The organism is Alteromonas sp. MMG017, assembly GCF_018100795.1.
GTDB lineage: Bacteria > Pseudomonadota > Gammaproteobacteria > Enterobacterales > Alteromonadaceae > Alteromonas.
Genome location: NZ_JAGJDY010000003.1, coordinates 338,171 through 351,351, shown reverse-complemented (window position 1 = coordinate 351,351; position 13,181 = coordinate 338,171). Strand labels below are relative to the sequence as shown.

Genomic DNA, 13,181 nt, shown 5'->3' with positions numbered 1-13,181 from the left:
AAGAGAGTTTTTCCATGAATATGGCTACACCAAAAACCACTATGCTGGAACCACTACTACGGCAAAAGCAAACCACCTGCCCTTATTGTGGTGTGGGTTGTGGTGTAGATATCAGTTGCAACGTTAGCGGGCGCACTACCTCCCTGGACAAGGTTACTGGTACGCCCGAGCATCCGGCCAATTATGGTCGTCTGTGTGTAAAAGGCACAAACCTGCTTGAAACAAATGATCTTAGCGGCCGTTTGCTTCACCCAACCATGGCAGGTGCAAAGGTAGATTGGGACACGGCTACCCGCGCGGTGGCTGATAAAATCACCCAGACTATTGCTGAACATGGGCCGGATGCCGTTGCGTTTTATGTATCAGGGCAATTACTTACTGAAGATTATTATGTTGCGAATAAGCTCATGAAAGGGTTTATTGGCAGCGCAAATATAGACACAAACTCACGGCTTTGCATGTCATCTGCTGTTGCAGGTTACAAACGTGCGTTTGGCGAAGACGTGGTGCCTTGTGATTACACCGATTTAGAGTGTACTTCGCTGTTGGTGCTGACAGGCAGTAACACCGCGTGGGCACACCCTGTGCTATTCCAGCGTATTCAACGGGCGAAGCTGCGCAATCCAGCTATGAAAGTGGTGGTGATAGACCCTCGGGAAACCGAAACATGTACCATCGCCGATTTACACTTGCCTCTTACAGGGGGCAGCGACGTTGCACTTTTTAATGGGTTACTTCAATTTGCTCACAACAATGGGGCAATCAATGAACCTGCTATTAGCGAGTTCACCCAAGGATTAAGTGACGCCATTACAAGTGCTAACACGCTTGATGCAAAAGACGTGGCGAGTGTGTGTGGTTTGAATGAAGCAGATTTGGCCACTTTCTATCAATGGTTTATTAGCGCAGACAGTGCAATTACCTTCTATTCCATGGGGGTTAACCAATCCTCTGCTGGAGTAGACAAGGCCAACGCCATTATTAATTGCCACTTGGCGCTAGATTTCATTAGCAAGCCAGGTTGTGGACCCTTTTCAATAACAGGCCAGCCCAATGCCATGGGTGGCAGAGAAGTGGGGGGGTTAGCCAACATGTTGGCGGCGCATTGTGATATTGAAAACCCTGAACACCGTGAAAATGTAAAAGTGTTTTGGCAGTCTCCTGCTATGCCAGAGCAAGGCGGCTTAAAAGCGGTAGACCTGTTCTCTGCTATGGATGCGGGGCAAATAAAGTTTGTATGGATAATGGGTACAAACCCCGTAGTCAGTATGCCTTATCGTGAGCAAGTTGAATCGGCGCTCAAAAAGTGCGACATGGTAGTGGTATCTGACATTGTACAGAGTAACGATACCCTTGCCTTTGCCGATATTGCACTACCGGCAACGGGGTGGTCTGAAAAAGACGGAACCGTGACGAATTCAGAGCGAAGAATTTCACGTCAGCGAGGGATTATGCCACCTGCAGGTGAAGCCAAACACGATTGGCAAATTATGTGTGATGTCGCACGGAAAATGGGATTTAATGACGCATTTTCTTATTCACATCCCAGTGAAATATTTGATGAACATGCCCGCTTAACATCATATAAAAATGACGGAGCACGACTACTCAATCTTGCTCCCTTAGTGGGGAAGTCGCAGGCTCAGTATGATGCAATGGCGCCAGTGCAATGGCCATTAATGACCAACAGCGATAAAACTCTTTTACCTGTTCGCCCCTTTTATAACAAAGTGTTTTCTACCCCGACGGGCAAAGCAAACTTTGTTGCTGTGACATTTACAGCACCTGTTCAAGTGACCTCGAATGAATTTCCATTTGTGCTCAATAGCGGGCGAATGCGTGACCAATGGCACACCATGACTCGAACAGGTAAGGCGCCGGTACTTCATGCCCATACTGCCCACGCTAATCTTTATATTCATCCCGAAGATGCAAAAACATTGCTTGTAGCACAAAACGACTATGTTGCTCTTAGCAGTGAAGTGAGCGGCGAAACACCCTGTATCTTCCCTGTGCAAATCGATAAACGTCAGCGTCGAGGCGATGTATTCGTTCCTATTCATTGGTCTGGAGAGTGGGGTTCGCACAGTAAATTGGCAAAGCTTTTTGCGCCGGCAACCGATCCTATTTCAGGACAGCCAGAATTAAAACATGGTGCGGTATCCATTGCCCCCCACAGCTTTTTAAGCTACGGAAAGCTTTATATTAGTGACGACGTACAATCGGCAAATAGCAAATTGGATATCGTCAATGTGCTCAGCGAGGTAGTGGAAAGTAATGGCGGCTACTGGGCTAAACAATTAATCGAAAATGGGCTGGGAGTATCTATTGCCAGCCAACTTACATCGCACGCGTTAATGACGGGTTTGCTAGAAAAATTACCTAAAACGTGGGTGTGCTATCAACACAAAACCACCGATAGCCAAGTGCTGATTTGTACTTATGAAGATTCGTTTTGTTTTATGGCATTTTTCGGTGCGCAAAGCCCGAGTACCAAGCCAAAGTATGATGTGCCAAATTCTTGGATAGACAGTGCATTAACGCAAAGTTTCAGCCCTGACAAACTGGCTAATTTTTTACGCTGCGAAGTGGATGAAGCGTTTTTAAATGGCCCTGTGGTTTGCAGCTGCTTTTCTGTAAGGGAAAAAACCATTAACAAAGCGATTGCAGCAGGGTGCTCATCAGTGTCTGAATTGGGCGATACGCTAAAGTGCGGAACAAATTGCGGTTCGTGCAAACCTGCTTTAGCAACATTAATTAACGAACATGTTACCCCGGTAGGAGACGTCGCGCGTGAGAGTTAACACTAAGAGCGTGTCTGCCAAAAAGCTATACAGAGTGCATCCTTGTATAAATGTAACTAATACAAGAGCGATTAACACAAAAGCTACAGCCACGAGCCTTGCTCTGGAGACATTATCATGAACACTTTAGTTAACACATTTGGGCTGTTGTTTCGCGAAGCATTATCGTTACCTGTTCGTCACTCGACATCCAATTTTTTAAGTGGATGGTTGGGCAACGGGAAAAACGCGCCACGCAGTAAGAAAGAAGGAAAAGTGTACATTGTTGGGGCGGGTCCTGGTGATGTAGAATTACTCACCCTTAAAGCGCTTAGGTTAATCAAGCAAGCCGATATTGTGTTGTTTGATGCGTTAGTGGGCAAAGATGTCATTGCAGAAATTCCCCGTCATGTGAAACGTGAATATGTGGGTAAACGCTGTGGGCAACACAGTATGAAACAGCAAGATATTAGTGCGAAGGTGGTTGAGCTGGCCAAGGCAGGTCATTGCGTAGTTCGACTTAAAGGTGGCGACCCTGCGTTGTTTGCCAGAACGTGCGAAGAAACTATGGCGCTAACAGAAGCGAATATTCCTTTTGCTATTGTACCTGGTATTACGGCGGCTTCTGGTATGTCTGCCTACACAGGTATCCCCCTGACTGATAGACGTTGTGCACAGGCGGTAAGCTTTATTACTGCACATTTTCAAAACCCTGAAACATGGCCAGAGATGACACAATTGGCAAAAAACGTAGCCTCTCAAACGGTAGTGGTTTATATGGGGCTAAGTCGTTTGTCTTTGCTGTGTGAGGCGTTAGGAAATCAGGGTATAGCCCATGATTGGCCTGTAGCCGCAGTAGAAAATGCAACAAGTCCACAACAGCGAGTCATAGAGGGCACCTTGAGTACCATTGGTAGTTTGGTATCTGAAGCGAATGTGAGTGGTCCTACGTTACTTATTTTTGGAAAGGTGATAGAGTCACGACAACTCGTCAATACATCACTTTTACATAATAAACAGCATGTCTCAGCAATTTAGCAACTATATAAAAATCATAGGCAAGGGCCAAAAAGGTGGGCGCAGTCTTACCCGTCAAGAAGCTTACGAGTCTATGAAAATGGTATTGTCTAATCAGGTTACCGGCGATCAACGCGGCGCTTTTTTAATGCTCTTACGCACGAGAGAAGAAACCCCAGAAGAAGTTATTGGGTTTATTGATGCATGCCGTGAATTACTAGAGCCTGAACTTGCTGAATTAACACCTACGTTAGACGTGGGCTGCTATGCCGGTAAGCGCCGCCAGTTACCTTGGTATCTGCTATCGTGCGCGGTGCTGGCTAAAAACAACTATACCGTTATGCTACATGGCGCTCATGAGCCAGGCTCTGGTCGGTTATATGCTAGTAAAGCGTTACCGGCTTTGGGGCTTGTAGAAGTAAATAGTATTTCCGATGCATCTCGCCAAATGTGTGAATTTGGTGCTACCTATCTCGACTTATCGCATTTATTACCAGCGCTTAATACCATCATTAAATTACGTGAAGTGTTTGGGCTGCGCTCATGCGCAAACACCTTGGCGCGCTTACTAAACCCAACGTCGGCTCCTTTTTGTGTACAGGGTGTTTATCACATGCACCTTGACCATAAGCATTGCCGCGTGAATGAAAGTTTTCCCGCGTTTGAAGCGCTTTGTTTTCGTGGTGATGGGGGAGACCCCGAAGTAAACAGTGAGCGAAAAACCGAGCTCTATGTCACGCGCAATGGAAGTACAGAAGAAATCATTCTTCCTGAGTTAACAGAAAAAATGGCTCTTAAAGATACCCAAATGAACGTAAACGATATGCTGGCGGTTTGGCGAGGCGAGGCTTCGCATCTTTACGGTGAACAAGCTATTCACGCTACGCTGGTGAGCTACCTTATTTTACTTGAAGGGTGTGACGTAGAAAAAGCGAATACGCTTGCCACACAAATGTGGGCAAAACGAGATAAAACTACACTTCCATTTGCCCAGCATTAGGCCATTTGTGTCTAATGCTGTTGCCTATTAATCAATTCATTTTCAAATTTCTCCAATAATTAAGTAACTTGTAAATCATCTGCTATCTTTAGATCAGCCAACTAAAGCAATAACGACTTTGTATCCTCGCTCGCTCTCATAAACGATATGAGAAGTTTGTGTGAGCGAGATGCTATACCCGAATGTCGAGGAGCACGGGATGTTTTTTAAGAATAAGCAATTGTTAGAAGAAGTAGAACGTTTACGCAAAGATGTTGAATCATTTCACACGGTAGAAAGCGAACTCAGGGCAGAAATGCTTTATGTTGAATTAGACAGAAACGGCAGAATCAATAGAATTAACGACGGCTTTGCAGATGCTATAAGTTTTTCATCCAATGAACTTGATGGAAAAACCATGGATAGTCTCATTCCTCAGGGAGTCATGAGCCAAGCCGCCACGAAGGAGTTTCTTTCTGCTATTAAGCAAGCGCAGCATTGGCATGGTGCGATTAATCTTGCTAATGCGAATGGCGAAGACCGTTGGTTTAGAGGAATATTGCAACCCATCCTTAATGACAGCGGTGTGGTCGACCGACTCGCCTTGTATATGGCTGAACAAACGAGAAATATTAATCGAAGCCGTGAGATGAAAGACATGCTTGAGGCTTTGCATCGCTCCACTGCGGTAATTGAGTTTGACCTCACAGGTATTATTCTTAAAGCCAACGATAACTTCTTATCTTCTATGGGCTATTCATCAGAGCAAATAGTGGGTAAGCACCACAAGATATTTTGCTCCGCAGATGAAGTCGACACGCCAGAATACCGACAATTTTGGAGCGATCTTTCGCAAGGCAAAATGTTTTCAGACCGCTTTAAGCGAGTAGATAGTCGCGGTAATGAAGTGTGGCTAGAGGCATCTTACAACCCAATACGAAACGACAAGGGCATACTGTACAAAGTCGTTAAGTTTGCCACCGTCATAACCGAACAAATGCAGAGAGAGTTTGCTATTTCTGAGGCCGCTAATGTTGCTTTTAATATTTCACAAGGTACGGGAGAGCAAGCCCAGAAAGGTAAAGAGGTTGTGGGTAGCATGGTGCGAATTATGGGTGAGCTTACTTCGCAGATGGGAACGGCGAGCGAGGGTATTCGAGAGCTTGACGAACAGTCGCAAAAAGTGGCCGACTTAGTTAAAAGCATCAGTGGTATTGCCGACCAAACTAACTTATTGGCGCTGAATGCGGCAATTGAAGCCGCCAGAGCGGGGGATCAAGGAAGAGGTTTTGCCGTTGTTGCTGATGAAGTGCGCCAACTTGCATCCAGAACCAGTACAGCCACTGAAGAAATTGTCAGTGTGGTAAATGAAAACAGAAAGCTCACAGAAAATGCGGTGCAACTCATTGAGGCTGGTCAGGAAAAAGCGAGAGAAGCGCTTGAATACTCGACCGAGTCGGGCAAAGTCATGAACGAAATTCAAAATGGATCTTCAGAAGTAGTGAACGCCATTGGTCAATTCACCCAACGGCTGTAAGCCAGAAACTAAAAAAGCACTGAGGGAGAACGTAGTGTCTCCCTCGTGTTTTTATTCTTCGTCGCCACTATGCGACACACATCCCTGAGCTACAAACAACCCAGAGCTACAAACATTCCAGTGCTGTGCATCGAACACTTCTAGTGCAATAAACGCACTGTTATTGTTCAGGTAAAAGAATGATTACCATTTCTATTTTTTCTAAATCCTATAATTTCAGTAGGTTAGGGTTTTGGCACGAACTCTGCTTTATCAATGGCAGTTACACTGTTAAGCGATACTAAAATAAAAAAGTACATTAAGTACTGGTAGCTACAATTAACACCCAAACAATAAGTTCGCCTGTATTTCATTAACTAATGATTACAGGCTCGGCATCGAAGCCCACCAAGCGCGACGTTTATTCGTCTACGCTGGTGGGTTTTTTTTTGGCTAAAGGAAACATAAATGACCAAGTTTAAAAACGTTTCAATGCTCAAACAAATAAAGAAAAAAATGACAGCTGGAATAACCGCGGCGATAGCGCTTTCCTTCACCTTAGGCGCACCACTTGCTAGCGCACAAAGCGATGTAAAAGTGGGTTGGCCAGAAAAAGAAGAATTAAAATTTGGTTTTATTAAGCTGACCGATATGGCGCCGTTGGCCATCGCTTACGAAAAAGGCTTTTTTGAAGATGAAGGCTTGTATGTAACCTTAGAAGCCCAAGCAAACTGGAAAGTATTACTAGATAGAACCATCGACGGTCAACTTGATGGCGCTCACATGCTGGCAGGGCAACCTCTTGGCGCAACCATTGGTTTTGGTACTGAAGCACACGTTGTGACTGCGTTCAGTATGGATTTAAATGGTAATGGCATCACGGTTTCAAACGAAATATGGGAAAAAATGAAGGCCCATATTCCGGTAGAAGATGGCAAACCGGTGCACCCTATTAAAGCTGACTATTTAAAGCCTGTAGTTGAAGAATACCGTGATGCGGGTAAGCCGTTTAACATGGGTATGGTTTTTCCTGTATCTACACACAACTACGAGCTTAGATACTGGCTTGCTGCTGGTGGTATTCATCCAGGCTACTATGCACCGCACAAAGGTGATAATGCTGGGCAGATAGATGCCGAAGCTTTGCTATCAGTTACCCCTCCTCCTCAAATGCCCGCCACCATGGAAGCCGGCACTATCTATGGGTATTGCGTAGGCGAACCTTGGAACCAGCAGGCGGTATTTAAAGGCATTGGTGTTCCGGTTATTACCGATTACGAAATTTGGAAAAACAACCCAGAGAAAGTGTTTGGTGTGAGCCAAGCATGGGCAGAGAAGTACCCGAATACTCACATTCGTGTGGTTAAAGCGTTAATTCGAGCTGCCATGTGGTTAGATGAAAATGACAATGCTAATCGCCCAGAAGCAGTAAAAATCTTAGCCAAAAGCAACTATGTTGGCGCCGATGAAGATGTGTTGGCTAACAGCATGACAGGCACTTTCGAATACGAAAAAGGCGATAAGCGTGAAGTACCAGACTTCAACGTATTCTTCCGTTACAACGCCACTTACCCATTTTACAGTGATGCGATTTGGTATTTAACGCAAATGCGCCGCTGGGGACAGATTTCAGAGCCTAAATCAGACGATTGGTATAAAGAGACTGCACGTAAAGTGTATAAGCCTGAGGTTTACGCCATGGCTGCAAAAGCACTCATTGCTGAAGGAAAAGCAAAAGCGACGGACTTCCCAGCGTTTGCCACTGAAACTGGCTTTAAACCACCTCAATCTGAATTTATCGACGGCGTTACCTACGACGGTAGCAAGCCAAATGCTTATCTCGAGCAGTTTGGTATTGGGCTAAAGGGTGAAACTGTTCTTTAACAGTTTCACAGTCATACACACATAGCGGAGAACAACATGAGTAAGATGGCAAATATATTAAGCTTTTCGCCAGCCAAGTCACCGATGAGCGGTACCATGGGGGCAGTCTATAGTCGAGCGCCCGCTTTATTATTGCCTCTTATTGGCCTTTTGATGTTCCTCGCTATTTGGAATGGTGTGGCAAAAAGTATTGATACCTCGCTCGGGCAATTTCCTGGTCCTGCTCAAGTATGGGAGCAGGCAGGATCACTTATTACTGAGCACAGTGCACAGCGAGAAAAAGCTGATGCGTTTTACACAAGACAAGAAGAGCGCAATGCCGCGCGAGTTGCACAAGACCCAACTTACGAACCAAAAACTCGTGAGTTTACCGGTTCACCCACCTTCTTTGATCAAATATGGACAAGTCTTTACACCGTCATGGTGGGGTTTCTTATTGCCTCAGTGATTGCTGTACCCGTGGGAATTTTATGTGGACTGAGTAAGTCAGCCTATACGGCCATTAATCCGCTCATTCAGCTGTTTAAACCCGTGTCACCTTTAGCATGGCTACCATTGGTCACTATGGTCGTGAGCGCGCTGTATGTTAGCGACGACCCTATGTTTTCAAAGTCATTTGTAACATCGGCACTCACGGTATCTTTATGCTGCCTTTGGCCCACGCTAATTAACACTGCGGTGGGTGTGTCTGCTATTGATAAAGACTTGATTAACGTGAGTAAAGTACTGCGTTTAACGCCCATGTCTCATTTAACAAAAATCATTCTGCCTTCTTCTATTCCTATGATTTTCACAGGGTTGAGATTGTCACTTGGCATCGGCTGGATGGTATTGATTGCAGCAGAAATGCTGGCGCAAAACCCGGGCCTTGGTAAGTTCGTCTGGGATGAGTTTCAAAATGGTAGCTCAGAATCTCTGGCTCGCATCATGGTAGCGGTGCTTACTATAGGCGCTATCGGTTTCATACTAGATAGAATAATGCTGTCGGTTCAACGTGCAGTGAGCTGGGACAAAACCAGCGTATTACGGTAATTAAGGAGAAAGAACATGCAAGCTAAACACTTGGAATTAGAACAAGTAGGCATCGATTTCCCTACACCGAAAGGCCCGTTTACGGCACTGACTGATGTAAACCTTAAAATTGCGAAAGGTGAGTTTGTTTCATTAATCGGTCACTCGGGCTGTGGTAAATCAACTGTTCTTAATATTGTGGCGGGTTTACACCAAGCTACCACAGGCGGAGTTATACTCGATGGTGCTGAAGTAAAAACACCTGGGCCAGAACGTGCAGTTGTTTTCCAGAACCACTCCTTATTGCCTTGGTTAAGCGTTTATAAAAACGTGGAATTGGCGGTAAAGCACACTATGCGTGGCAAGCCTAAAAAAGAAATGCGAGATTGGATAATGCACAATTTAGAGCTTGTGCATATGACCCACGCCCTTGATAAATTACCCAGTGAAATATCTGGGGGTATGAAGCAACGTGTTGGTATCGCTCGGGCCTTAGCGATGGAACCAAAAGTATTACTCATGGATGAGCCCTTTGGAGCGTTAGATGCGTTAACGCGCGCGCACCTGCAAGACTCTTTAATGGAAATTCATGCTGATTTAGGGAATACAGTGATTATGATCACCCATGATGTCGACGAAGCCGTGTTGCTTTCCGATAGAATCGTGATGATGAATAACGGCCCTGCAGCGACGATAGGCGAAGTCCTTGATATCGAGCTGCCTAGACCCCGAGACAGACTTAAACTTGCTGACAACCCCCAGTACAACCACTACCGACATGAAGTACTGACCTTTTTGTATGATAAGCAAAAAAAAATTGAGCCGGTGTCTTCCCATATCAAATCTACTCAAGCTGGAGGTGGTTCTGCAAAGAAAGCGAACAGCAAATCCGACGCAGCTTGAGTTAGGCGTTTAACGCTAATTCAAAGCGCTACAGCATAAGTCGCTAAAACTTATTTAAACCCTTAGGTGCTCATCCCATTTTTAACTGGGAGGGAGCCCCTTAACTAAAAATCGTCAATAAGAACGCTAACCAATAAACGTTAATATCGTTAATAACAAGGGAACGCACATGAATACGCAAGATATAAAACCATCAGCCCAGCTAACAGAAGCACCAACAAATAGATGTAAACCGGTACAGAAGCGCTTTGCAAAAGCAGCACTGACAAGCGCTATGTTGGCATGTTTCAGTGCGCCATCGTTTGCCCAAAGTTGGCACGATGTATTAAGCGAAGCCTCTGCATGGGCAGACTTGAACTTACGTTATGAATCAGTCGACCAAGATAATGCGCTTGATGACGCCAGTGCATTAACGCTTCGTACTCGCTTAGGTTTTAAATCGGGTACGTTAAATGGATTTTCTTTTACCGCAGAAGTGGAAGATAGCCGCATTGTTATGGGGCAAGGCGATTATACAGTAGGCCCTACAGGTTATAACGTAGGTGAGTATTCAGTGATTGCAGACCCTGAAACCACCGAAGTGGATCAAGCTTTTATTCAGTACAAAAATGAAAAGCTAACACTCAAAGGGGGCAGACAAGTAATTGCCCTCGATAATCACAGGTTTGTTGGACATGTGGGGTGGCGTCAAGATAGGCAGACCTTCGATGGTGTAACTGCTACCTATGCGCTTAACGAGAAAGTGAATTTCTTTTATGGATACCTTACCCAGCGAAATCGAATTTTTGCACAAGCCGCTGATTTTGATTCAAAAGATCATTTATTCAACGCGAGCTTCAAAACCGCGGTAGGAAAATTTACCGCTTATGGTTATTTATTAGAAATTGATAATGACACCGACAATGCGCTTGATACCTACGGTATTCGCTACAACGGAAGCATGAAAGGTGAGACAGTGAATTGGGCATACGGCGCTGAATTTGCTACGCAAAGCAGTGAGTCAGGCTCTGGTGAAACCGCTACCGACTATGATGCTAGCTACATTAATGCAAACCTTGCAGCTACCTTTTCAGGTATTACCGCAAAGATTGATTATGAGTTGTTAGGCTCTGACGATGGTGCATATGGTTTTGCCACGCCACTGGCCACCCTGCATAAATTTAACGGGTGGACAGATCAATTCTTAGGTACACCTGCACAAGGTCTTCAAGATGTTACTTTCTCTTTATCCGGAAAATTAGCTGGAGGTAAATGGTTGCTGGCCTATCATGATTTTAGTGCCGATGAAGCCACAGCGGAGGTAGATGATTTAGGTAGCGAAATTAACGTACAGTACGTGACTAAAGTGGTGGATAAGGTCACTCTTGCGGTGAAGTATGGTAGCTACTCAGCTGGTGATATCAAAGTAGACGCCAATAAGTTATGGGTGTGGGCAAGTACGCGTTTTTAATCATGCTTGAAGGGCGTTTGATGACGTTTTTTTAAAAAGCGACATCAACTAAGCGCCACCAGCAGGGCCGACAAAACAAATTTACCAACAGACACACCAACGGGCCCATACAAAAGACTTATAAAAAAGGTGCTGGAGAATAGACTCTCTAGCACTTTTTTTGTCGCTTATGAACGCGAAGGTCGAAGCGTTTAAGAGGTTTAACCGCTTTAGCTTTTTGCTGGAAGCAGCCACTTGTTCTGTACCGCGGTATCTAATTGACGCGTCACATAATCCCATAATTTAGGTGCACAATGCTTCAAGTGTAAGTTACGCTTTTCTATCTTATCTCTGGTAACAGCATGTTTATTCCAACTACCACCTTGATTTTGCATGTTTTGAAACACAGGAAGCACTCGGTCCATTGCCTTGGCAAACTCGGCATCAGGGGTCTTTGCTTCTTCAAACTCTACCCATAGTGATAATAATTCTTCGGCATAGGAACTGGGCAGTAAGCCAAAAATACGCTTTGCCGCATCAAGCTCTTTTTCTGCTTGCGCGTCGTGTTCTGCGGCGTCGTTGAAGGCAAACAAATCACCTGCATCAATTTCCACTACATCATGAATCAAAATCATACGAATCACCCGAGCGACATCAATAGGTTTCTCGGAATAATGTGCCAATGTACTGGCCATAAGCGCAACATGCCAACTGTGCTCGGCAGAGTTTTCCTGACGTTCGCCATCACATGGCAATGTTATTTGGCGTTTAACACTTTTTAGTTTGTCTAATTCGCAAATAAAGGCACTGAAATCTTCCGGTAAAAACGACATGAATCGCTCCTGCTTTTTTACATATTAAAAATGAAAATGGGCCTTAGCGATAACCGCTACGGCCCATTTAATTTTGCACTGAAATAGGCATGTTGCAGCCTACTTCAGTCATCTATGGAAATTACTTTTGCTCAGATAACCAAACAATCAAATCAGCAATATCATCAAAGGTCATTTCAGCAGTAAACTTAGGCTGATATTTACCATTAATAACAAAGCTTGGTACGCCTGAAAGGTAGTCTCGGTTCTTATCGATAAGCTGCTGGTTCTTACGAATCATGTTGTTGACACCAAAGCTGGTGGCTAACTTATCAAACTCAGCGCCATCAACACCGTTTACCACAAAGATGTTACGCAAATCTTTAAGGTTGGTAATGGTTGCGCGTTGCTTATGAATGTAGTTGAAGATAGCTGTGTTCATTGCATCTTCTTGTTTCATTGCACGGGCAATTAACATGGCATGCGTCGCGGCATCTTGAACGTCAGGGCCGGTAAAGCGCATAAAGTTAACATGCACTTTTTCAAACTTAGTGTTCTCGCCTTTCTTCTCTTTAATTTGTTTTACGATTGGCTCAAATTGGAAGCAATGTGGGCACCAGAAAGAGAAGTATTCTGTGATAACTGGCTTTTTAGTCGCTTCTTCATCTAATACCGTGTAATGGGTACCTTCTTTCCATTTAGCTGTACCCTCTTGGGCACATGCGGTTAATGGCAAAAGCATTGCCATTACAAACAATACTGCAAACTTCTTCATGTAATTGAATCCTTTGATTTCAAATCTATCTATCAATGCTGAGGTTACCACAGGCTTTTATTGGGCACTAGT

General features: G+C 44.7%; 10 protein-coding genes. 8 read left to right on the top strand and 2 right to left on the bottom strand.

The genetic code is table 11. The features are described 5' to 3' along the window. Window positions 1-14: 14 nt before the first annotated feature. From J8L84_RS06240 to J8L84_RS06205, 8 genes are all read left to right on the top strand, one after another. Window positions 15-2,804 (top strand): nitrate reductase, encoded by a 2,790-nt coding sequence (locus J8L84_RS06240; RefSeq protein WP_211069925.1) that lies wholly within the window; start codon window positions 15-17, stop codon window positions 2,802-2,804. Between the two features lie 117 nt (window positions 2,805-2,921). Beyond that, the gene (cobA, locus tag J8L84_RS06235; RefSeq protein WP_063458142.1) at window positions 2,922-3,821 is read left to right on the top strand and encodes a uroporphyrinogen-III C-methyltransferase; all 900 of its coding nucleotides are present in this window, start codon (window positions 2,922-2,924) and stop codon (window positions 3,819-3,821) included. Continuing rightward, a complete protein-coding gene (locus J8L84_RS06230) occupies window positions 3,805-4,800 on the top strand; it encodes a glycosyl transferase family protein (protein WP_211069924.1) in 996 nt (331 codons plus the stop codon). The genes cobA and J8L84_RS06230 overlap by 17 nt, the downstream gene beginning before the upstream one ends. A gap of 199 nt (window positions 4,801-4,999) precedes the next feature. Next, the gene (locus tag J8L84_RS06225; RefSeq protein ID WP_211069923.1) at window positions 5,000-6,316 is read left to right on the top strand and encodes a methyl-accepting chemotaxis protein; all 1,317 of its coding nucleotides are present in this window, start codon (window positions 5,000-5,002) and stop codon (window positions 6,314-6,316) included. 447 nt (window positions 6,317-6,763) lie between these two features. Further along, the gene (locus J8L84_RS06220; protein ID WP_211069922.1) at window positions 6,764-8,179 is read left to right on the top strand and encodes a CmpA/NrtA family ABC transporter substrate-binding protein; all 1,416 of its coding nucleotides are present in this window, start codon (window positions 6,764-6,766) and stop codon (window positions 8,177-8,179) included. 36 nt (window positions 8,180-8,215) lie between these two features. Then, window positions 8,216-9,211 (top strand): ABC transporter permease, encoded by a 996-nt coding sequence (locus tag J8L84_RS06215; RefSeq protein WP_211069921.1) that lies wholly within the window; start codon window positions 8,216-8,218, stop codon window positions 9,209-9,211. Window positions 9,212-9,226: 15 nt separating this feature from the next. Then, on the top strand, window positions 9,227-10,093 hold the full coding sequence (locus J8L84_RS06210; protein WP_211069920.1) for an ABC transporter ATP-binding protein: 867 nt from the start codon (window positions 9,227-9,229) through the stop codon (window positions 10,091-10,093). A 274-nt stretch (window positions 10,094-10,367) separates the two neighbouring features. Beyond that, a complete protein-coding gene (locus J8L84_RS06205) occupies window positions 10,368-11,543 on the top strand; it encodes an alginate export family protein (RefSeq protein WP_247670620.1) in 1,176 nt (391 codons plus the stop codon). Between the two features lie 209 nt (window positions 11,544-11,752). Here the strand turns inward: J8L84_RS06205 and J8L84_RS06200 are convergent, their stop codons facing one another. Continuing rightward, window positions 11,753-12,355 (bottom strand): HD domain-containing protein, encoded by a 603-nt coding sequence (locus J8L84_RS06200; protein ID WP_211069918.1) that lies wholly within the window; start codon window positions 12,353-12,355, stop codon window positions 11,753-11,755. A gap of 121 nt (window positions 12,356-12,476) precedes the next feature. Continuing rightward, complete coding sequence (locus J8L84_RS06195; protein ID WP_057793918.1) at window positions 12,477-13,109, bottom strand: thiol:disulfide interchange protein DsbA/DsbL; 633 nt, start codon at window positions 13,107-13,109, stop codon at window positions 12,477-12,479. Window positions 13,110-13,181: the final 72 nt, after the last annotated feature.

Bases quoted from the DNA above. Each gene is read 5' to 3' on its own strand.
- J8L84_RS06240 (WP_211069925.1), top strand. From the start codon at position 15: ATGAATATGGCTACACCAAAAACCACTATGCTGGAACCACTACTACGG.
- J8L84_RS06205 (WP_247670620.1), top strand. From the start codon at position 10,368: ATGTTGGCATGTTTCAGTGCGCCATCGTTTGCCCAAAGTTGGCACGAT.
- J8L84_RS06225 (WP_211069923.1), top strand. From the start codon at position 5,000: ATGTTTTTTAAGAATAAGCAATTGTTAGAAGAAGTAGAACGTTTACGC.
- cobA (WP_063458142.1), top strand. From the start codon at position 2,922: ATGAACACTTTAGTTAACACATTTGGGCTGTTGTTTCGCGAAGCATTA.
- J8L84_RS06220 (WP_211069922.1), top strand. From the start codon at position 6,764: ATGACCAAGTTTAAAAACGTTTCAATGCTCAAACAAATAAAGAAAAAA.
- J8L84_RS06210 (WP_211069920.1), top strand. From the start codon at position 9,227: ATGCAAGCTAAACACTTGGAATTAGAACAAGTAGGCATCGATTTCCCT.
- J8L84_RS06195 (WP_057793918.1), bottom strand. From the start codon at position 13,109: ATGAAGAAGTTTGCAGTATTGTTTGTAATGGCAATGCTTTTGCCATTA.
- J8L84_RS06215 (WP_211069921.1), top strand. From the start codon at position 8,216: ATGAGTAAGATGGCAAATATATTAAGCTTTTCGCCAGCCAAGTCACCG.
- J8L84_RS06200 (WP_211069918.1), bottom strand. From the start codon at position 12,355: ATGTCGTTTTTACCGGAAGATTTCAGTGCCTTTATTTGCGAATTAGAC.
- J8L84_RS06230 (WP_211069924.1), top strand. From the start codon at position 3,805: ATGTCTCAGCAATTTAGCAACTATATAAAAATCATAGGCAAGGGCCAA.